23 protein-coding genes are annotated in these 20,984 nt (G+C 47.0%); 17 read left to right on the forward strand and 6 right to left on the reverse strand.

Annotated features, from left to right (window positions below):
• Nucleotides 1–107: 107 nt before the first annotated feature.
• Genes tyrS through S2091_RS18445 form a run of 3 tightly spaced genes read left to right on the forward strand, consistent with a single transcriptional unit; the run spans nucleotide 108 to nucleotide 2,504 of the window.
• Entirely contained in the window at nucleotides 108–1,349 is a 1,242-nt protein-coding gene (gene tyrS / locus S2091_RS18435; RefSeq protein WP_105533434.1) for a tyrosine--tRNA ligase, read from the forward strand.
• Between the two features lie 14 nt (nucleotides 1,350–1,363).
• On the forward strand, nucleotides 1,364–1,849 hold the full coding sequence (gene dtd / locus S2091_RS18440; RefSeq protein WP_105533435.1) for a D-aminoacyl-tRNA deacylase: 486 nt from the start codon (nucleotides 1,364–1,366) through the stop codon (nucleotides 1,847–1,849).
• Entirely contained in the window at nucleotides 1,842–2,504 is a 663-nt protein-coding gene (locus S2091_RS18445) for a histidine phosphatase family protein (protein WP_105533436.1), read from the forward strand. Before dtd ends, S2091_RS18445 begins: the two co-directional genes overlap by 8 nt.
• 78 nt (nucleotides 2,505–2,582) lie before the next feature.
• On the opposite strand, the gene S2091_RS18450 is transcribed toward S2091_RS18445, so the two are convergent.
• On the reverse strand, nucleotides 2,583–4,193 hold the full coding sequence (locus tag S2091_RS18450) for a sensor domain-containing diguanylate cyclase (RefSeq protein WP_105533437.1): 1,611 nt from the start codon (nucleotides 4,191–4,193) through the stop codon (nucleotides 2,583–2,585).
• A 439-nt stretch (nucleotides 4,194–4,632) separates the two neighbouring features.
• On the opposite strand from S2091_RS18450, the gene dusB reads away from it, so the two are divergent.
• The 12 genes from dusB to S2091_RS18510 all read left to right on the forward strand — a co-directional run bounded on the left by dusB (nucleotide 4,633) and on the right by S2091_RS18510 (nucleotide 15,576).
• The gene (gene dusB, locus S2091_RS18455) at nucleotides 4,633–5,688 is read left to right on the forward strand and encodes a tRNA dihydrouridine synthase DusB (RefSeq protein ID WP_105533438.1); all 1,056 of its coding nucleotides are present in this window, start codon (nucleotides 4,633–4,635) and stop codon (nucleotides 5,686–5,688) included.
• Nucleotides 5,689–5,788: 100 nt separating this feature from the next.
• Nucleotides 5,789–6,022, forward strand: coding sequence for a helix-turn-helix domain-containing protein (locus S2091_RS18460; RefSeq protein ID WP_105533439.1), 234 nt, complete (start codon nucleotides 5,789–5,791; stop codon nucleotides 6,020–6,022).
• Nucleotides 6,023–6,135: 113 nt separating this feature from the next.
• A complete protein-coding gene (gene purH, locus S2091_RS18465) occupies nucleotides 6,136–7,722 on the forward strand; it encodes a bifunctional phosphoribosylaminoimidazolecarboxamide formyltransferase/IMP cyclohydrolase (RefSeq protein WP_105533440.1) in 1,587 nt (528 codons plus the stop codon).
• Between the two features lie 36 nt (nucleotides 7,723–7,758).
• Nucleotides 7,759–8,301, forward strand: coding sequence for a crossover junction endodeoxyribonuclease RuvC (ruvC, locus tag S2091_RS18470; protein ID WP_105533441.1), 543 nt, complete (start codon nucleotides 7,759–7,761; stop codon nucleotides 8,299–8,301).
• A 151-nt stretch (nucleotides 8,302–8,452) separates the two neighbouring features.
• Nucleotides 8,453–9,862, forward strand: a complete 1,410-nt coding sequence (locus S2091_RS18475; RefSeq protein WP_105533442.1) for a peptide MFS transporter — start codon at nucleotides 8,453–8,455, stop codon at nucleotides 9,860–9,862.
• Between the two features lie 92 nt (nucleotides 9,863–9,954).
• Entirely contained in the window at nucleotides 9,955–10,320 is a 366-nt protein-coding gene (locus S2091_RS18480) for a VOC family protein (RefSeq protein WP_207769749.1), read from the forward strand.
• Nucleotides 10,321–10,396: 76 nt separating this feature from the next.
• The gene (locus S2091_RS18485) at nucleotides 10,397–11,158 is read left to right on the forward strand and encodes a DUF1223 domain-containing protein (protein WP_105533443.1); all 762 of its coding nucleotides are present in this window, start codon (nucleotides 10,397–10,399) and stop codon (nucleotides 11,156–11,158) included.
• A gap of 45 nt (nucleotides 11,159–11,203) precedes the next feature.
• Nucleotides 11,204–11,761, forward strand: a complete 558-nt coding sequence (locus tag S2091_RS18490) for a GNAT family N-acetyltransferase (protein WP_105533444.1) — start codon at nucleotides 11,204–11,206, stop codon at nucleotides 11,759–11,761.
• Nucleotides 11,762–11,800: 39 nt separating this feature from the next.
• A complete protein-coding gene (locus S2091_RS18495) occupies nucleotides 11,801–12,559 on the forward strand; it encodes a hypothetical protein (RefSeq protein ID WP_105533445.1) in 759 nt (252 codons plus the stop codon).
• Nucleotides 12,560–12,648: 89 nt separating this feature from the next.
• On the forward strand, nucleotides 12,649–13,227 hold the full coding sequence (ruvA, locus tag S2091_RS18500) for a Holliday junction branch migration protein RuvA (RefSeq protein WP_105533446.1): 579 nt from the start codon (nucleotides 12,649–12,651) through the stop codon (nucleotides 13,225–13,227).
• Nucleotides 13,228–13,241: 14 nt separating this feature from the next.
• Nucleotides 13,242–14,306 carry a Holliday junction branch migration DNA helicase RuvB gene (gene ruvB, locus S2091_RS18505; RefSeq protein WP_105533447.1) on the forward strand — a complete coding sequence of 355 codons (1,065 nt, stop codon included), beginning with the start codon at nucleotides 13,242–13,244 and terminating at the stop codon, nucleotides 14,304–14,306.
• A 439-nt stretch (nucleotides 14,307–14,745) separates the two neighbouring features.
• Entirely contained in the window at nucleotides 14,746–15,576 is an 831-nt protein-coding gene (locus S2091_RS18510) for a 2-keto-4-pentenoate hydratase (RefSeq protein WP_105533448.1), read from the forward strand.
• Nucleotides 15,577–15,583: 7 nt separating this feature from the next.
• Here S2091_RS18510 and S2091_RS18515 read toward each other — a convergent pair whose 3' ends face one another.
• The 3 genes from S2091_RS18515 to S2091_RS18525 all read right to left on the reverse strand — a co-directional run bounded on the left by S2091_RS18515 (nucleotide 15,584) and on the right by S2091_RS18525 (nucleotide 18,178).
• On the reverse strand, nucleotides 15,584–16,555 hold the full coding sequence (locus S2091_RS18515) for an XdhC family protein (RefSeq protein WP_105533449.1): 972 nt from the start codon (nucleotides 16,553–16,555) through the stop codon (nucleotides 15,584–15,586).
• Nucleotides 16,556–16,645: 90 nt separating this feature from the next.
• On the reverse strand, nucleotides 16,646–17,428 hold the full coding sequence (locus tag S2091_RS18520; protein WP_105533450.1) for a 3-hydroxybutyrate dehydrogenase: 783 nt from the start codon (nucleotides 17,426–17,428) through the stop codon (nucleotides 16,646–16,648).
• Nucleotides 17,429–17,437: 9 nt separating this feature from the next.
• Nucleotides 17,438–18,178 carry an acetoacetate decarboxylase gene (locus tag S2091_RS18525; RefSeq protein WP_105533451.1) on the reverse strand — a complete coding sequence of 247 codons (741 nt, stop codon included), beginning with the start codon at nucleotides 18,176–18,178 and terminating at the stop codon, nucleotides 17,438–17,440.
• A gap of 221 nt (nucleotides 18,179–18,399) precedes the next feature.
• Here S2091_RS18525 and S2091_RS18530 point away from each other — a divergent pair, with 221 nt between their 5' ends.
• Both S2091_RS18530 and S2091_RS18535 read left to right on the forward strand, forming a co-directional pair.
• A complete protein-coding gene (locus tag S2091_RS18530) occupies nucleotides 18,400–18,669 on the forward strand; it encodes a prevent-host-death protein (protein ID WP_105533452.1) in 270 nt (89 codons plus the stop codon).
• A complete protein-coding gene (locus S2091_RS18535) occupies nucleotides 18,662–19,084 on the forward strand; it encodes a PIN domain-containing protein (protein WP_105533453.1) in 423 nt (140 codons plus the stop codon). The genes S2091_RS18530 and S2091_RS18535 overlap by 8 nt, the downstream gene beginning before the upstream one ends.
• 84 nt (nucleotides 19,085–19,168) lie before the next feature.
• Here S2091_RS18535 and S2091_RS18540 read toward each other — a convergent pair whose 3' ends face one another.
• Both S2091_RS18540 and S2091_RS18545 read right to left on the reverse strand, forming a co-directional pair.
• Nucleotides 19,169–20,296 carry an HDOD domain-containing protein gene (locus tag S2091_RS18540; RefSeq protein ID WP_105533454.1) on the reverse strand — a complete coding sequence of 376 codons (1,128 nt, stop codon included), beginning with the start codon at nucleotides 20,294–20,296 and terminating at the stop codon, nucleotides 19,169–19,171.
• Between the two features lie 218 nt (nucleotides 20,297–20,514).
• Nucleotides 20,515–20,967 (reverse strand): DUF2147 domain-containing protein, encoded by a 453-nt coding sequence (locus S2091_RS18545; protein WP_105533455.1) that lies wholly within the window; start codon nucleotides 20,965–20,967, stop codon nucleotides 20,515–20,517.
• Nucleotides 20,968–20,984 lie beyond the last annotated feature (17 nt).

Below are 20,984 nucleotides of genomic sequence, written 5' to 3' on the forward strand. Positions count from 1 at the left end.
CATTATCACAACGTTTTCCGGCGGATCGCGTATTATACCAAACAAAAAATTTTTGCCTAGATTTTAAGCAGAATTAAGTAAATTAAATATTATTAAAACCTAAATTTATGAATCCAACATCCCTACTCGCCTCAAAAGACCTGCCGCTCTCCGACGCGGTTCAAAATGCGTTAGCCATAACCAAACGCGGCGTGGATGAGTTGCTGATTGAATCAGAGTTTGCGCAAAAATTAGCGCGAAGTGAAAAAACCGGCATTCCGCTCCGGGTTAAATTAGGCTTAGATCCTACCGCGCCCGATTTGCATTTAGGTCATACCGTGGTGCTGAACAAAATGCGCCAGTTGCAAAACCTGGGTCATACCGTGATTTTTTTAATCGGCGATTTCACTTCGATGATCGGTGATCCGTCTGGCCGCAACATCACGCGCCCTGCCTTGACTCGCGAACAAATTGAAGAGAACGCCAAAAGTTATTTTGCTCAAGCCAGCTTGGTATTGGACGCTGAAAAAACTGAAATTCGCTACAACTCAGAATGGTCTGATCCGCTCGGTGCGCGCGGCATGATTGAATTGTCGTCCAAATATACCGTTGCACGGATGATGGAGCGCGACGATTTCACCAAGCGCTTTAAAGCCGGCACGCCAATTTCAGTACATGAGTTTTTATATCCGCTAATGCAGGGCTACGATTCGGTCGCACTGAAAGCCGATCTGGAATTAGGCGGCACCGATCAAAAATTTAATTTATTGGTTGGACGTGAACTGCAAAAAGATTACGGACAAGAACCACAATGTATTTTGACGATGCCGTTATTAGAAGGCTTGGATGGCGTAGAAAAAATGTCAAAATCCAAAGGCAATTACATCGGCATTACCGAGCCGGGCAACACCATGTTTGGCAAGGTCATGAGTATTTCGGACCACATGATGTGGCGCTATTACGAATTACTGTCTTCCTGCAGTCTGGCTGATTTAGCGGCACATAAAAAGGCAGTGCAAGAAGGTAAAAACCCGCGTGATTTAAAGGTCGCATTAGCGCAAGAATTAGTCGCTCGCTTCCATAACCAGCAAGCAGCAGATGATGCGCTAACTGACTTTATGAATCGCTCTAAAGGCGGCATTCCAGACGACATTCCTGAATGCACATTAAGCGGCGCACCGCTCGGCATCGGGCAGTTGCTTAAACAAAGCAATTTGTGCGCAACCAGTTCCGAAGGACTGCGCATGGTTGAACAAGGCGGCGTACGGATTAATGGCGAAGTGATTAGCGATAAAAACCTGCAAGTAGCAAAAGGTGAATTTGTCTTGCAAGTTGGTAAGCGCAAATTCGCAAAAGTGACGCTGAGTTAAATGATTGCACTAAGATGATCGCCTTAATCCAACGCGTCAGCCACGCGCAAGTTGCGGTGGCTGGTAATGTAATCGGCCAGATTGAACAAGGCTTGCTAGTTTTGCTGTGCGCCGAACGTGACGATAGCGCCAAAGAAGCACAAGCCTTGTGTGAAAAACTACTTAAATACCGGGTATTTTCTGACGCGCAGGGCAAAATGAATTTAAGCGTGCGCGACATTGCTGGCGGCATTTTATTAGTGCCGCAATTTACCCTGGCCGCCGACACCAATTCCGGCACCCGCCCTTCCTTCACGCCAGCCGCAGCACCGGCCTTGGCGCAAGAATTATTCAACCATTTTGTCGCACTCACCAAAGCACAATATCCACACGATGGGAAAGTGGCAACAGGTCAATTTGGCGCGGATATGCAAGTGTCCTTATGCAACGATGGGCCGGTGACTTTTTGGCTGGAATGCAAGGTAGTAAAAAAGACTCTTGAAGAGCAGACACATGATTGAATTACTGTTAATTCGACACGGAGAAACCGCCTGGAATGCCGAACGTCGTTTGCAGGGCCACCTGAATATTCCCTTAAATGACGCAGGTTTGCAGCAAGCGCAAGCATTGGCGTTGGCATTAAAAAATGAGTCTCTCGACGCAATTATTTGCAGTGATTTACAACGAGCGATGCAAACTGCGCAAGCGATTGCCCAGTATCAAAACCAGCAATGCATTATTGAACCCGCATGGCGTGAGCGTTGTTTCGGTGGTTTTGAAGGCGAGTTAATTAGCCAAATTGAACAACGCTTTCCGGCTGAATATGCGGCATGGCGCGCGTATGAAATAGACATGCAATTTCCTGCCAATGCTCAGGGCGAATTTAACGGTGAATCGATACGTCAATTTCACACCCGGATCGAGCAGGTTTTACTCGAGTTGAGTCAACGTTTTCAACACGGGAAAATTGTGGTGGTTGCACATGGCGGCGTGCTGGAATGTGCTTACCGGATCGCTCATCAACTCGCCTTGGATGCGCCGCGCCAGGTGAGTATGCTAAACGCAAGTATTAACCGCTTTGAATTAAGCTCGGATCAAGATAGCGTAAAACTGAAGATGCTTCAGGGGGGCGACGTTGCGCATTTGGAGCTAGCTTTGGATGAGTTAAATGCGTAATCCCGCGGATAAACAATGGATTTAAATTAAGAATATTATTAATCAACGGTAACGCGTGGGCACAAAACCGTGCCCACCCTACGCCCCAAAAATCAGGTTTGCATCACTCGCATTTGACACCCAACCACTCGCACCAAGTACCCGATTCTTGCCATTACGTTTAGCAGAATACAAATTTTGATCTGCCTTCTCAATAAGTTCAGCCAAAGTTGATCTCGCTTCGGGCACCATCGCCGCATAACCGGCACTTAAAGTAATTACCGAAGCACAGTCACTGCCTGCATGCGGCAAGGCTAATGCTTCTATATCGCAGCGCAAGCGCTCCAGCACATCAAATGCGCCTTGCGCATCTTGTCCCGGCAATAAAATAATGAATTCTTCGCCACCATAACGAGCGATAAAATCACTACCATCGCGCAGGCCAGCAGCCAACGTTTTAGCAATCGCGATCAGACATTGGTCGCCCGCCTGATGTCCGTATTCATCGTTATAAATTTTAAAGAAATCGACATCCACCATCGCCACCGCCAGCGACTCCCGTTTGCGCAAAGCACGCTGCCATTCATGCGGACCAATTTCGTCAAACTTGCGACGATTTGCCAGCCCGGTTAACCCGTCTGTGGTACTTAATTTAGCTAATTTTTGATTTGTTTTTTCCAGCACTACCTGTATGCTTTGCAAATCGGAAAAGGCTTTTTGTTGGCGGATTCGCGCCAGATAAATCAAACCCGTTGCAAGGAGGATCACCAGTATCAACATACCGGTTTCGGTCCACGCTTTTTTCACTTCGACATGCCATTCAGCCAGCGCATCTTTCACCGAGATCCCAACCACTAAATTCAGCGGCCGACCTTCAATGCGCTGGTAATAATAAACACGCTCAATTTGATCGATGGCAGATTTCGACACGTACGAACCGGTTGTCGCACCAACCCGATCCAATTCAGATAAATTGGTCGAGCTCACCTTAGTTCCCTCGATTTGCATGTCTTGCTTGCCATGCGCATAGCGTATCAGCGCATTACTTTGTTCATCACGCAGCAAAAATACATCATCGCCACTGAGCTTTATTATTCCGCCAGAAAGCTGATTTATATAGCCCTCCAGCTCAACTGAGGCCAGCACTACACCACCAAAATCACCGTTCGGGAGATTCAGGCGACGCGCACAAACCAGCACCCATTTATTTGAAATACGTCCCATATGCGGTTGAGAAATTACCATTCCAGCATTCACATTATTTTTAAGTTGCTGGAAATAATCGCGATCAGACACATTGAACATTGCCGATTTATCGCCCCGTGAATAAAACACAACGTGGCCGTTGGCGTCTGCGGCTCTTAACAAAATCATGGAGGGAATCCGGCTTTGTAATTTAAGCAAAGCAAGTTTGACGGCGTTGGCATCAACTTCTTTAACGGAACGCCACAGCTGGATATGGTCAGACGCTGCCTGCAAAGTAAGGTCGATATTTTCAAACGAACCGGCAATGCTGGTCGCCAAGGTTGAGCCCAGGTCATGCGCATTTAAATGCGCGTGCTCGATATGCTGGGCACGATCAACTTGTAACTCTTTATATTGGAAGGCGATAACTATCGCGATCAGCACCAATGGCACAGCAATGCGCACGCAAAAGCTGAAGATCGAATCAGAAATAGTAGATAAGCCGGATGGCTTCTTTATAGTCATTTATTTTCCACAACTGTTTGTCACAAAAACGAGTGTGATCGTCATCACTTGCTAATCTTGCAGTTCTGGGTGGGATGCGCAGCGCGATGTGCCGCAACCCACGCTGTGTAAATACCAAATAGGCTTCACGGCAACGCACAATTTATGCTGTCACACTTATTTCCACTTGGCAACATTTGCTTACAGAAAGTAAGAATTGGTTAGGGATTTCCATCTAATTTAGTTTCCTTACGGCAAAAAAACAACGATGCAACTTGAAATTAATCGCTTAACAACTATTGGTTGCGGCGCATCAATTACAAAAATTGAGCAACATTTTTTTTATTTCCATGCCGAAATTCAGCAGAAATTCAACTAAAAAATTTCATTTTAATTTGCTGATATTTTAGGCAGATTCGATTAGAATGGCGTCTCCCCAGACCTCAAAAAAATTTCCACTGTGCAAATCGGCCCTCACATTTTGCGTAATAACGTCTTTGTCGCGCCAATGGCTGGCGTGACGGATAGACCATTTCGGCAACTTTGTAAGCAACTTGGTGCAGGTTATGCGGTTTCAGAGATGTCGGCGTCAAACCCGCGCTTATGGAACACGGAAAAATCCAGTCGCCGCACCAATCATGAAGGCGAAATGGAGCCCAAAGCGGTTCAAATCGCCGGTGCCGATCCTGTTATGTTGGCCGAATGTGCCAAACATAATGTGGCGAATGGGGCACAGATAATTGATATCAATATGGGCTGCCCGGTCAAAAAAGTCTGCGATAGCTGGTGCGGTTCGGCCTTATTGCAAAATGAAAAACTGGTTGGCCGGATTTTAGATGCGGTTGTTGCCGCAGTTGATGTCCCCGTCACACTTAAATTCCGCACAGGCTGGAATTCTGAGAATAAAAATGCATTAAACATTGCAAAAATGGCAGAATCTGCCGGCATTGCAATGCTAACCCTGCATGGTCGCACCCGCGCCGATGGCTATAAAGGTGCTGCTGAATATGAAACAATTGCCGCAGTAAAAGCGGCCGTCAATTTGCCCGTCGTGGCAAATGGTGACATTACCTCTCCTAAAAAAGCCGCTTACGTCCTGAAAGTAACGGGCGCAGACGCGGTAATGATTGGACGTGCAGCGCAAGGCCGTCCATGGATCTTCCGTGAAATTGCGCACTATTTAGCGACTGGCGAGTATTTACCGGCCCCCTTAGTATCTGAAGTCCGCGGCTTAATGGCCGAACATTTGTTGGCCCATTATGCGTTTTACGGCGAATTTATGGGAGTCCGAACGGCGCGCAAACACATAGGCTGGTACGTGCATGACCTGGTGGGTGGCGAAGCGTTCCGACAGCAGATGAATAAATTAGAATCTTGCGAATTACAATTACGCGCAGTCCAAGATTTTTTTGATTCTCAGAGCAATGAACGGTTACAATACTGCCCCGTAGTTCAGTTTGATGATGATTGGGGTGGGCAATTCACCCAAGATTCCACTGAAAAACAAGCCGCATAGTTTTACCTTTTACCCCGATCGGTTTCTGGCTACCAAGCCAAAACCAAAAAAGTCGGCCTCGAAAAGGCCGATTACCTCTAACCTTTAAAACAAAAACAATATGAGCAAAGATAACATTCAAGACGCCGTTTCCAAGAATCTGGAAAAGTATTTCCGCGATTTAGGCGAACAACCTGCATCCAATATTTATGACATGGTGGTGCTGGCGGTCGAAAAACCGATGTTAGAAATGGTAATGACGCGCGCTGAAAGTAATCAGTCTCAAGCGGCTGACATGCTGGGTATTAATCGCAATACCTTGCGTAAAAAATTGCAACAACACGGCTTAATCTAAAGCTAAATTAAAGATTGGCTCTTTCGTTAGTTGTCGCGAAAGAGCTAAGCTGAATTCTGCATTACCTATAATGCAATTCAAAAAACCACTCTCCACCTTTTGACTGCAAGATCATGATAAAACAAGCGTTAATTTCCGTCTCTGACAAAACTGGCGTCGTCGAATTTGCGCGCGCCTTGTCTGCAATGGGCGTACAACTTTTATCCACGGGCGGCACCGCCAAGTTATTGGCAGAACAAGGTTTGCCAGTAGTCGAGGTGGGGAGTTACACGGGTTTTCCTGAAATGCTGGATGGCCGGGTCAAAACCTTGCATCCTAAAGTACACGGCGGCATTTTGGCGCGGCGCGATTTCCCCGCCCACATGGCAGCATTAGAGCAGCACAACATTCCTACTATCGATATGGTCGTGGTGAATTTATATCCGTTCCAAGCCACTGTTGCCAAAGACAACTGCTCGTTGGAAGACGCGATTGAAAACATCGACATTGGCGGCCCGACCATGTTGCGCTCATCAGCAAAAAATCACAAAGACGTGGTAGTGATTTGCGACCCGCTTGACTATAAAGTGGTGCTGGCCGAAATGAATGCCCAAAACGGCACAGTCAGCTACGACACCAAATTTACCTTGGCAAAAAAAGTATTTGCCCATACCGCGCAATACGATGGCGCAATTACCAATTACTTGACCAGCTTAGGCGAAGACAAGGAACACAGCACGCGCAGCGCTTACCCGCAAACGCTCAACTTGCATTTTGAAAAAGTGCAAGAAATGCGTTACGGTGAAAATCCGCATCAATCTGCTTCGTTCTATCGCGATTTAAATGTAGCTGATGGTGCGTTGGCGAACTATGTTCAGCTGCAAGGTAAAGAACTTTCGTACAACAATATCGCCGATGCGGACGCTGCCTGGGAATGCGTAAAATCATTTGATGCAGTCAATGGCCCGGCGGCTTGCGTGATCGTTAAACACGCCAATCCATGCGGCGTTGCGATTGCCGAAACACCGTTAGCGGCATATAGCAAAGCCTGGCAAACCGACCCGACTTCAGCTTTTGGCGGCATCATCGCGTTCAATCGTGAACTGGATGGCGCTGCAGCTGAAATGGTTGCTAAACAATTTGTCGAAGTATTGATTGCACCGTCATTTACGGCAGAAGCACGCGCCATTTTTGCGACCAAACAAAACGTTCGGGTATTACAAATTTCGTTGGATTCTGCCGGTTTGGCTGTCAACAAACACGATTACAAACGCGTTGGCGGCGGACTGTTAGTGCAATCGCCTGACGCTAAAAATATTGGTTTGGATGACTTAAAAATCGTCAGCAAACGTCAACCGACACCAGAACAATTGCAAGACATGTTGTTTGCATGGCGGGTTGCTAAATACGTTAAATCGAACGCAATTGTTTTCTGCGGCAATGGCATGACATTAGGCGTAGGCGCAGGTCAAATGAGCCGGGTTGATTCAGCACGAATTGCCTCAATCAAAGCAAAAAATTCCGGCTTAACATTAGCGGGTTCTACCGTTGCTTCAGATGCTTTCTTCCCGTTCCGCGATGGTTTGGATGTTGTGGTTGATGCTGGTGCTACCTGTGTTATTCAACCGGGCGGATCAATGCGCGACCAGGAAGTAATTGATGCTGCCGATGAGCGCAATGTGGTGATGATGTTGACTGGCGTTCGCCATTTCCGTCATTAAAATACCATTCTCTTCCGCTAATCCGGGTCGATTCAGATGAAAATTCTCGGCATCGATCCCGGCTTACGCACCACTGGTTTTGGCCTGATTGAAAAGCAAGGGCAGAAAATTTTCTACCTTGCTTCCGGCACCATCAAAACCGCCGACGGCACGTTACCAGAACGTCTCAAAACCATCTTCAAAAGCGTTGCTGAAATTGTGGCAACCTATCAGCCCGATTGCGCGGCAATTGAAATAGTCTTCGTCAACGTTAATCCCCAATCTACTTTGCTATTAGGCCAAGCCCGTGGCGCGGCGATTTGCGCCTTGGTGAATGCAGACTTAGAGGTCTCAGAATACACCGCGCTGCAAGTCAAACAAGGCGTGGTCGGCCACGGCAAAGCAAAAAAAGAACAAGTCCAGGAAATGGTGCAACGCCTGTTGCAACTTCCCAGCCTGCCTGGGCCAGACGCTGCCGATGCCTTAGGCGTAGCAATTTGCCACGCCCACAGCCTGGACACCTTGGCAGCCTTAAGCAAATTGGCTCCGGGTATCGCTAAACGTGGTATGCGTGTGCGCGGTGGTCGGCTGGTCGGTTAGTTTGGTGCGTGAATCCGACAGAAAGCGGCACAATGTGCGGGTTTATTTGACGGCTAACGACTTGCCGTTGTTAAATCCAACAGCACCACACTAGCAGCACAGTTGAGTGCGAACCGGCAGTATTTTTATAAATTAAAAATTGATCGCTCCCATGACTACCACTCAAATGATGAATCAAGCCACATTCGACGATGAGACGGATCGCTCCTTCTTTGGACATCCACGCGGGCTAGCCTACATTTCCTTTGCCGAAGCATGGGAACGGTTTTCCTTCTACGGCATGCAAACACTGTTAGTGCTGTACATGGTGCAGCAACTACTGCTGCCCGGCCATATTGAACACATCACCGGCTTTACTGCGTTCCGCGCCTTTATTGAATATATATACGGCGGCACGCTGTCAACCGTGGCGCTTGCCTCAGCTATATTTGGTCTGTATTCCGGTTTCGTTTATCTCACCCCGATTGTCGGCGGCTTGATTGCCGATCGCTGGCTAGGTAAAACCACCACCATAACGATTGGCGCATTACTAATGGCTGCCGGTCATTTTTTGATGGCGTTTGATTTCTCTTTTTTAATCGCCTTACTTTGTTTGTTATGCGGCGTTGGCTGCTTCAAAGGTAATTTGGCGAGTCAAGTCAGCGAACTGTATTCGCCTAGTGATATGCGCCGTGCCGATGCGTTTCAAATTTACTTTTTGTTTATTAATGCGGCAGTCATTGCTGCACCGCTGATTGCTGGAACACTCGGTGAAGTATACGGCTGGCATTATGGCTTTGGCGTAGCAGGTGTTGGCATGCTAATTTCACTGGTCGTTTATCTTTCTGGCCGCAAATGGCTGCCGGTAGATCAAGTAGTCACCACAAAAACGGTAACAGCAACACCGAAAGCGATCTTGACGGCCAATGAACGCCGTGCGATTTATGTGCTGCTATTTTTGTTGCCGGTCTTAGCCATCGGTAGCGTCGGAAACCAGGAAGTATTCAATGCTTATTTGTTATGGGTGCCCAAAAATATTGACTTGGTTTTCTTTGGACGCCAAATGCCAACCACCTGGCTAATTACGCTGGACGCTGCAGTCAGCGTAACCTGCCTGGTGTTAAGTCTGGCGTTTTGGCGCTGGTGGTCCAAGCGTTTTAATGAACCGACTGAAATCATCAAAATAACCATCGGCCTAAGCCTGTGTACTGCCGCATTACTGGCATTGGTAATGGCGGCGACTATTTCAAGCAGCGGTCAAAAAGCAGGAATAGGATGGGTGCTGGCATTCGAGGTTTTAAACAGCTTGGGATTTGCCAATATATTTCCGGTAGGGCTGGCTCTGTATGCGCGCGCCGCGCCGAAAGCAGTTGCAGGAACCATCATGGGTGTTTATTACCTGCATTTGTTTATGGGAAATAACCTGGTCGGCTGGCTAGGTGGACTGCTGGAACGATTATCCGGTACGCAATTTTGGTTGTTACATGCCGCACTGGTTGGAACGTCAATGGCGCTGGTCTACGCTATAGCGCGTTTGTTTGGGCATTATCTGGTGCCTGCGAATGCTGAAAACACGGTGTGAAAAATTTATTTGACTAGCCGCGAAGTGCTGTTGTTAAATCCAAAGGTGTCAATATTGACTTGGAAAGCTGTCATATTAAGGAGGAACATCTGATGTCTATCATTTCTTTCGAAATCATTTCAGTACCGGTATCCGATCAGTCGAAATCGAAACACTTTTACCAGGAAATACTGGGTTTTGAGCTAATTCGGGAAGAGTCCATGGGGCCAGCAATGCAATGGATACAACTAGCCCCCAAGGGCTGCGCAACCACCATTGCACTAGTGACATGGCTTGAAAAAATGCCCCCGGGAGGTCTTCAGGGTGTCATGCTCAATGTTACCGATATCGATCAAGATCACGCAACGCTATCTGCGCGAGGCGTGCAACTCTCTGAAATTAGACAAGAACCTTGGGGACGTTATTCCATGTTTAACGATCCAGACGGAAACGGCTGGATTTTAAGGCAAGCACCATAGAAAGAACGTTCAAGATCGGCTGTAAGGAAACGGCATTTCCATCGACTGATGTCTATGACTTTCCTCAAAGGCTGTTATGAAACACTTACTCTTTATCGTCGCTGTACAGTTTGCCTGGCTGACCTCCAGCCCGGCGGCTGAAGTTTGCAGTAAATCCAGCCCCTCTTACACCATTGCCTTGCTTGAGCTGTATACATCGGAAGGCTGCAGTAGTTGCCCACCAGCTGACAAAACGGTGAAACAGCTTTACCAAACACCCGGCCTTACCGCAGATAACGTTATTCCCCTTGCGTTGCATGTCGATTATTGGGATTACATCGGCTGGAAAGATCCGTATGCGCAACCGCTGCATACGGAAAGGCAAAATTATTTAAGCGCTCTGTCTGGCTCACGCACCATTTATACGCCTGAATTTTTTATCGGCGGGCTTGAGTTTCGTAATTGGCGTTCCGACTTGCTTAGAGCTGTTAAAACCATCAATCGACAACCGGCCTTAGCGTCGATAGATATCAAGCTTGAAAAAAATGTCACGAATAAACTCACACTTCAAATTGACACTAAAACATCGCAAGCCAGCGAACTGCATTACGTTTTGGTGGAGCAAGGGTTGAGCAGCTCTGTTAGCGCAGGCGAAAATAAAGGCGAAACTCTGCAGCACGATGCAGTCGCGCGTGATTGGGGGACGGTCATCAAACTCACGCCAGAGTTGCAAAATACCAGCCTGGTTCATCTCAACATTCCGATCAATTCGAAACAGAAAAATCTGTCCGTGGTTGCTTTTGTGCAGAATCCGCAAGGAAAAATATTACAAGCGCTTAGCTTACCTCTCTGCAACTAAGGCATCATAGTGCTAACATGTAGCAACTAAATTTTCTCTATCGCTATGCCACAGTTCGATCTTGTTACCATTAGCACGCAGCGTTTACTGTTACGCCCAATGCAACCGTCAGACGCGGCAGCTCTTTTTGCGATCCATTCAAACGAAGAAGTTATGCGCTATTGGAGTTCATTGCCATGGACGTCAATTGAAGTCGCCCATGAACGCATTGCAAGAGATTTAAGAGCGATGCAAGCAGGTGAATATTTAGATTTAGCCATTGTCCGGATTGAAGATGATCTGTTAATCGGTTCTTGCACGCTGTTCCGTCTCGACGAACAATGCCGACGCGCAGAAATGGGTTACGCCTTGTTGCATGACGCCTGGGGTTTTGGCTATATGAACGAAGCCTTGCAAGCGCTGCTAAAGTTCGGCTTTACCGAGCTGGCATTGAACCGGGTTGAGGCCGATATCGACCCAAGAAATACCGGCTCGGCCAAAACCCTGGAACGGCTTGGTTTTCAGGAAGAAGGCTATCTGCGCGAACGCTGGATTGTCGATGGCGTAAGTTCGGACTCCGCAATTTACGGGCTGCTTTTCTCAGATTGGCAAGCCCGGCAATAAAGCTGCTCGTGCTCACACTCCCCTAAACAAAGAATCATTGTGCTCATCACTCTCCTACTAAAATTGCTGTTAGTGCCAACGCTGATTGGCCTCGTCACTTTATCGGGCCGTCGCTGGGGGCCTAAAATAGCTGGCTGGTTATCCGCTTTTCCTATCGTCGCCGGACCGATTTTATTCTTCATCGCATTAGATCAGGGTAATCAATTCGCGATTATCGCTGCTACCAGCACCTTATCGGCCGTATTAGCCATCATCGTATTTGGCCTGGCATATGTTTGGGCGGCAGTGCGATTGAACTGGATTGGTAGTTTAGCGGTCGCCTTATTCTTTTATACGCTGGCGGTGCTCGGACTCAAGCTGCTTTCTTTGTCACTTTACGCAGCAGCAATCGCCAGTGTTTTAGCTATCATTGCGGCGCCGCGCTTATACCCGAAAGTGATCAGTCGCCCAAGCAATTCAGCGCCATCGCGCTTTGATCTCCCTTTACGGATGAGTGCAGGAGCCGTGTTGGCAGTTTCGGTGACTTACTTCGCGCCAAATCTGGGGCCGCGCCTGACTGGTATTTTTGCGATGTTTCCCGTGATGAGTCTGGTTCTGACCGTGTTTTCACACCGCAGCGAAGGTCGTGAATTTGCCACAAATCAGCTACGCGGCATGCTGTTCGGCTGGTACGCCTTTGCCACTTTTTGCTTTACTCTCGCCCTACTATTACCAACGATGGAAATCGCCGTTGCTTTTTTAATTGCGACTACGGCTGCACTGATTGTTCAATTGGGATCACGAAGATTTGTTGTTTAAACAAAACCCCTGGCATTTGCGATTTATCGACATATGCAGCACCTAAAACAGCTAAAATACCGTCTACTTGATAAGTTGAAAGTTCCCCGATGATAGGTCGCATTGCTGGTGTTTTACTGGAAAAAAATCCTCCGCAGATTTTGCTCGATTGCAATGGCGTTGGTTATGAAATTGATGTGCCGATGAGCACGTTCTACAACTTGCCTTCTCTAGGTGAAAAAGTGGTGTTACATACCCATTTAGCAATCCGCGAAGATGCGCATGTGCTGTTTGGCTTTAGCAACCACGAAGAACGCGCCACATTTAAACAATTGATCAAAATTAGCGGCGTCGGTGCACGTACCGCGTTGTCGATTTTATCTGGCATGTCGGTCGCTGATTTGGCGCAAGCGATTACGCTACAAGAAGCCGGGCGTTTGATTAAAGTACCAGGCATCGGTAAAAAAACGGCGGAACGCTTGCTGCTGGAACTCAAAGGAAAACTTGGCGCAAACATCGCACATGGCGTGGGTGAAGTTGCCGCGCCAGATGCATCCAGCGACATTTTAAATGCCCTGATTGCACTGGGTTATTCCGACAAAGAAGCGTTGATGGCGCTGAAATTATTGCCTAAAGATTGCGGCGTCTCTGACGGTATCAAGCTGGCGTTAAAGTCGCTTTCTAAATAAAATCCAAGGCAGCTATGAGCATCCAAACCGACCAATTTGCACCTCCCCCGCGTATTATTACGGCGGCTCCGGCATCCAAACAGGAAGAAGTGATTGAACGTGCGCTTCGTCCTAAACAACTGGATGAATATGTTGGTCAGGAAAAAATTCGCGCTCAGTTGGAAATTTTCATTACTGCCGCACGGATGCGTAGCGAAGCACTTGACCACACCTTATTGTTTGGGCCACCGGGTTTAGGAAAAACCACTTTAGCTCACATTATTGCGCGTGAAATGGGTGTTAATTTACGTCAGACTTCGGGACCGGTGCTGGAACGCCCGGGCGATCTGGCGGCGATACTCACCAACCTAGAAGCCAACGATGTGCTGTTTATTGATGAAATCCACCGGCTGTCACCGGTTGTGGAAGAGATTTTATATCCTGCATTAGAAGACTACCAAATCGACATCATGATCGGTGAAGGCCCGGCGGCGCGTTCGGTAAAACTTGATCTGCAACCGTTCACGCTGGTCGGCGCTACTACCCGCGCCGGCATGTTAACGAATCCATTGCGCGATCGATTTGGCATTGTGGCGCGTTTAGAATTTTATACCGCTGATGAATTGACTAAAATTGTGACCCGTTCAGCCGCGTTGCTGGGCGCACCAATTGATATTGACGGCGCACGCGAAATCGCAAAACGCGCACGTGGTACACCGCGGATTGCCAACCGGTTATTGCGCCGGGTGCGCGATTTTGCGGAAGTAAAACATGACGGCCAAATTAGCAAAGAAGTAGCCGATGCTGCGTTACGCATGTTGGATGTGGACGGCTTGGGCTTTGATTTAATGGATAGAAAACTGTTAGAAGCAGTGCTCTACAAATTTGGCGGCGGACCAGTTGGCGTCGATAATTTGGCAGCGGCAATCGGCGAAGAACGCGACACGATTGAAGACGTGCTTGAGCCATTTTTAATACAGCAAGGTTTTTTACAGCGCACGCCACGCGGCCGCATTGCCACGCCTAGCGCCTACCAGCACTTTGGTTTAACACTGCCAACCTCGGGTGTAGTTAGTGAATATTGGTCGACGCAGACGTAATATGTAGCGTGAGCACGGTGGAGCAGGGAATTCGAGGGCATGCACCTCGCCTGCGGAACGGCGTCGCCATGCAGGGCGCGTTCCTTACCTGCCCACGCATTACCTTCGATCAATAATAATTTCACACAAATCCATTGTGTATTAAAGGTTACGCGTGGGCACAAAACCGTGCCCACCCTACATCTTGCTTTAATAATACCTATGTATATTTTATAAATATCAAGAAAATAGTAAGGTTCGATATTGGGCTTTAAATATACTGTTAAATATTAAAAAAAACATAGGAGTATATAAATTCATCGAATTTTCCATGGTTTTCGGCACTTTTTCTCCTATTTTGAACCGCTTTTAGCCAAGTAACGCAACGTTGACAAGGCTTGCTTAATGCCGGCACCTCGCTCACAATGATGCCTCCTTAATACCAACCAACACATCCACCATGCTCTCGCCCGCTCAAGCAGATCAGTACGCCACCCAATTTTTAGAGGCGCGAGAACAAGCAAAACAGATGCGCCCTTTTCCCGCCAACGCCAAGATCAGCGTGGAAGATGCTTATTTTATTGCGCGCCAAATTCAAGCCCAACGACTCGCCGCAGGTGAAGTGCAAATCGGTCGCAAGATTGCATTTGCCAACCAGACTTTATTGAAAAAATACGGAAGAAATGCACCGATTCAAGGTCTGGTTTGGACGCCATTATTTTCCAGCACGGTGCGCTATTTGGAAGAAACCCACGTCGTTCAAAGTTTAACTGGCGCAGTACAGCCGCGCTTAGCACCTGAAATTATTTTCAAGCTCGGTACCACGCCAGCACCAGATGCAAGTTTGACCGAATTGGCCGACTGTCTGGAGTGGATGGCGCACGGAATGGAAATCGTAGTTTGCCCATTTCCACGCTGGGAATTCAATACCGCCGACGCGATTGCGGCGTTTGGGTTTCATGGCTCCTTGCTAATCGGCGAACCACATCAACTAGCATCGACTACGCGCCATAATTTAGGTGGAATTTTAGGGAATACCGCCGTTTCGCTATCTTGTGATAGCACCTTGCTTTCAGCCGGTTTTGGCAGCAATTTATTAGAAAGCCCGCTGCACGCGCTTTGGCATTTGCAGCAACTACTAAAAAATCAGCCTGAATCAACTACTTTGCAAGCCGGTGAAATAGTTTGTACTGGAACCTGGACTGATTTACCGCAGATCAAAGCAGGACAAACTTGGAGCAGTGCGTTTTCCGGCGCGAGTTTGGCGGGGTTGTCGATTAGTTTTGTATAGCGAATATTTAATCGATTAGTTTTTTTTGAGACGGTATCACCCCGTTTTTAACGCTGATAATTTCCGCCAAAATCGAAATCGCAATTTCCGCCGGAGTTCGGCTACCGATATGCAAACCGATCGGACCATGCAGGTGCTCGATCTGTTCATCGCTCAAGTCAAACAAGGCTAATCGTTCACGACGTTTTTTATTATTAGCGCGCGAACCTAGCGCACCGACATAAAAAGCCGCCGACTTTAAGGCCTCCAGCAAGGCCATATCATCCAATTTAGGATCGTGGGTAAGCGCCACAATCGCGGTATGTGCGTCAGGCTTAATTTGCAGCACCACGTCATCCGGCATGCCGGCAATATGCCGTCCCCATGCGGGCTGCCACGTACCGGTATATTCTTCACGCGGATCACACATCAGCACATCAAACCCCAATGGTTGCGCCATTTGCGCCACAATTTGCGACAACTGACCGGCACCGATCATCAGCAAGCGTAATTGCGGGCCAAACACCATCGTCAATTTTTCACCGTCGAAAAATAACGATTGCGATGATTGAGGCTGACCTGGCGACAACATAATCGCGCCGCTTGCTAGCACTAAAGTCCGCTGTACCAATTCATGCATGCTGGTACGTTGTAATACTTCAGCAATCCAGCTTGAGTCCGTTACCGGCTCCAACACCAATTCTAAAATTCCGCCACAAGGCAATCCAAAATGCTGCGCCTGTGCGCGCGTTACACCGTATTGCACCCATTCCGGCTTCTCTGGCATACCCTGATTTCGCACCCGAGCGATCAGATCATCTTCAATACAACCGCCAGAAACCGAACCAAGTACCTGCCCGTCAGAACGAATCGCCAGCAATGAACCCGGTGGACGCGGCGCGCTACCCCAAGTTTGCACCACCGTGGCAAGGCTCACATCAAAGCCGGCTTCACGCCATGTCAACGCTGTTTGTAATACGTCTAAATCTAAGCACTCCATACTTCTCACCTTATAAACCCATTGCATAAAAAAATGACGTGAACATCACGCCATTTTTTTATCGTCACTTAATTCAATTCTAAGTTCAGGTTATTGCATATGCCATCCGTGGCTTACGGTAATCGATTGCCCGGTTAAGGCATTCGAACCGAATGCGGCTAAGAAGATGGCGGTTTGCGCGACGTCTTGCACGGTCGTGAATTCGCCATCCACGGTTTCTTTTAGCATCACGTTTTTAATCACATCGGCTTCAGAAATACCTAATGATTTAGCCTGCTCTGGAATTTGTTTGTCCACCAATGGCGTGCGTACAAAACCAGGGCAAATAACGTTAGCGCGGATATTATCTTTTGCCCCCTCTTTCGCCACCACCTTGGACAAACCAATCAAGCCATGTTTCGCCGTTACATACGGAGCTTTTAATGGCGAAGCTTCATGTGAGTGGACTGAGCCCATATAAATGATAGAGCCGCCGCGACCGGTTTTAATCATGGCGCGCATGCAGGCACGGGTGGTTAAAAATGCGCCATCCAAATGAATCGCCAACAGTTTTTTCCAGCTATCCATACTCAGTTCAACGATAGGGCTAATGATTTGAATCCCGGCATTGCTGATCAACACATCCACGCCGCCATACGCAGCAACCACATCGGCCACGCCTTTATCTACCTGCGCTTCGTCGATTACGTTCATGGCAACAGCCATGGCAACGCCGCCAGCGGCAACAATTTCAGCAGCTGTGGCTTGTGCGGCATCTAAAACCAAATCGGCGATGACGACTTTTGCGCCTTGTTTGGCGTATTCAAATGCAATTTCTTTACCAATTCCGCTGGCTGCGCCAGTAATGATGGCAACTTTATCTTTGAGTAGCATGATGTTTCCTTATCGATTGAGATAGTCGTACACAACAGTCCCATACGGCAGTGTTAAATCCGCCAGAATATGGGTCGCAGAAAGAACTTCTAAAACGGGTAATGAGGCTACCGGAGCCAATGCATGGGAGGCTAATTCCAATGCGCCCGGGCCGCTCCATGCGCCTTTGATAATGATGTCGGTTAAATTGTATTGAACCAGTTCACAAATACGCTGAGTGCCATCAACATGAGGAATAATTTTAAGCAAATAACTCGGTGCCAACAGCGCCGCCAATGCCGATTTCGGGTCCAGCGTTTTATGCTTAAAACCCATGGTGCCGGTAGCTACCCGCGTGTCGCTATATTCCAACGTGCCTAGCAGGGTGTCTTTGTGTATGCGCAATTCAGGTTCGCCGAGTTTTTTAGGAAAGCCCCACAATTCGCGCCCAGCAGCAATCGGCGGATGGTCGTTCAGGTACATGCTATGCACATAGCCGCCAGGCACGCCATTCAGTGTCACGGGAATAACTTGGCCGGATTCGCAATAATGACCAAAACCGGTGGAATCAGGCATATTGATGAACTCAAATTTGACGATAGGATCGATCATTTTGAGCGGTGCAGGAATGATTTTTTGCAGCGCTACCGGGTCAGTGCGGTAGGTGATGATCAAAAATTCCCTATCCACAAACCGGTACGGTCCTGGAGGATAAGCCGGATTATGCATCGGCATGGCAAAGCCGTTTTGTCGTACTTCATCTTCGGTCATACTGTTTCCTTCCTTAACATTTTTTGGAGCTAGAGCAAGGGGTTTAAGTACAAAATACCAACGAAGAAGTCTAGCACAGCCTACTCTTTTCCAAATAAAACTGAAACAGTTTGTTGCAATGCAGAAGATAACACGACGAAGTTAGTAATCGCCCTATTTACATTTAAGCCAATCAGTACATAAAATGTGTACACAGTGATTATCAATATTAAGGAAATAATATGGAAACGATAAAAGTAGGAATTCGTGAATTTCGTGCCGACCTGGCTGAATACATTGCGGCCAGCATTCCTGTAGCAGTAACACGTCATGGCCAAACCGTTGGTTACTTCATTCCGACACATGGTCAGGTTGATGCGGACATTGCTGCTTTAAAAAAAGCCAGCAAAACCTTGGATCAGATGCTTGCAGAAAAGTCGATTAATGTGGATGCTGTTGTGAATGAATTCAAAGCGATACGTAAAAAAACGCGTGTAAAACAGAATGAATAGCAAAACCATCGTACTTGATGCCAATATTTTGATACGCGCAGTATTGGGAAAACGAGCTAGGGAGCTCATATTTAAGTATGCGGCTACAATCAAATTCTTTGCACCTGAAATAGCCTATGCTGATGCCAGAAAATATCTGCCAGCCTTGCTTGAAAAACGTGGCATTCAAAGCACCACGGCGATGCAGTTATTAAACAATCTCACCGTCATCATTCAACCCATCGAACTTGATCTTTACATTGAATTAAAACAACAAGCTTTAGAACGAATTGCTATTCGTGATGCGGACGATTGGCCGATATTGGCTTGTGCCATGAGGTTCGATTGTCCGGTTTGGACTGAAGATGTTGATTGTTTTGGCGCGGGCATTGCAACGTGGACGACAGATCGAGTTGAGTTATATTTTTCTGAATGATTCATTGTTGATCAATCCCTCTGTACGAGGGGTTTAAGTACGATCTCATTAAGTAGCTCCTTTGTTAATAACAGCGCCAACCGTTTACATAATATTAGCCAAACTTATCTGCCCTCCCTGCATGGACAAAAGGCAATCCATTTCTGACTCGATAAGAATATCTTTAACCTGCTCCATATCCACATTGAGTTGTCCGGTGTTAATCAATATGCAGGTTTTACTGATGAAATCGGCTTTTTTTAATACCACTCCCATAGGTAGCGCGGCTAATTCGGTGCTTTCCATCAGTTGCGCATCAATTGCTTTAGTCACAATTTCCGGCAATGTCCAGATTTGGCCTATCCGTGCCGATAAAATCAACGATTTCTTTTGAAATGCTGCACGGAATTCGGTAGCGGTTGGAAAATCAGAATTATTACTACTTCTGTCAAAAATCCGCAGCGCCACTATTATTCCCACGTCTTGCATTAATCCGGCTAAAAATGCCATAAACGGATCAATATTTTGGTGTTTGGCCAATAAATAACAGGCTATTGCGCGCTGTTGCGACTCTTCCCAAAGTTTAGACGAGGTCAGTTTGGAGTATGTCCCCAACTGATCATTGAAGACCGGCGTAAAGGAGATCTTTGCCAACACCATACGCAAGCGGTTATGGCCGAGCAGGAGGATGGCTTGACTGAGTTCAGTGACCTTATCGTTCATATTATAAAAAGAACTATTCACCTCATTCAGGATGGCGGCGACCAGCACCACATCTTTGGCAATGATGCGCGACAATTCTGAACCGGTTACATTTTCTTCATGAGTACGTTTCAGCAATTGCACCATAACGCTGGGAACACGCGGAATTAAATTGGCGCCAGCAAATTCAGATTCTGCCAGTACATCGAGATACTCAATAATTTTGCGTTCGAACGACTCATCCGTACTTGAGTTTTCACTGGCTTTGCCTGCCATCCAGTCAAAATAACAACGATCAACAAAGTCAGGCAAATCTTTATAGTCACCGTCGTATTCAATAACTGAATCTGCCTTTTTATTTTCTTCAGATGCTAGGGTATTGACTGTATTGTCTACAGTGGTGCTCGAAACAACAGAGGGGTCTTCTTTTAAAACTAACGGAGAATTAGTCTGAATGGGGGCAAACTGGCTATCCTTAGGAACATACCCAGATTTAAAAATCTTAAATAACCTGGAAATCAAATTACCCATTTATGCTCCGAATGTGCATTTCACCGAATATTTTGACACTAATTTTTAACGCTTAATATCAAACACGCCTAAGATTCACAATAGCAAATAATTTTTAATTAGCCATCTAAAATTTACGTAATCTGACCAATGTTGCATGTTAAAAGGAAAAAAGGGAAACAAGCTGTTTCCCTTTTCAATCACGCTAATGAATCAAGCGTTAATTCACACGTTAATAATTACTGCTCGCGTACCCAAACCTGGCTGCGCCCTAACCACGGGAAGCCAATATAACCACGCACATTAAGTTTCTTTGCGCCTTCTTCCAACACTAATTTGCTTTTATAGATCTTACCGTTAGCTGGGTCCAAGATAGTGCCGCCGTTGTATTCGTCGTCGTCTTTCTTTAAGCCCTTCAGAATAACCATGCCGATTACTGGTTGGTCTTTATTGGCACCTTCGCATTTGTCGCATTTTGGATTTTGATCTTCGTTGGCTTCTTTGAAGAGTTTTTCAATTTTTCCAGTCAGTTCGCCATTGTTTTCTGTAATGCGGATCAAGGCTTTTGGTTTACCTGTTACATCGTCGATGTTTTTCCATAAACCAACCGGGCTATCTTGCGCGCAAACCGCAAAACTAATGAATGCGGCTAATACGCCAATAACTACAGTGCTGATTTTTTTATGCGTCATGCAGATCTCCTTGGTTA

It is taken from the genome of Solimicrobium silvestre (genome assembly GCF_002976435.1).
Classification (GTDB): domain Bacteria; phylum Pseudomonadota; class Gammaproteobacteria; order Burkholderiales; family Burkholderiaceae_D; genus Solimicrobium; species Solimicrobium silvestre.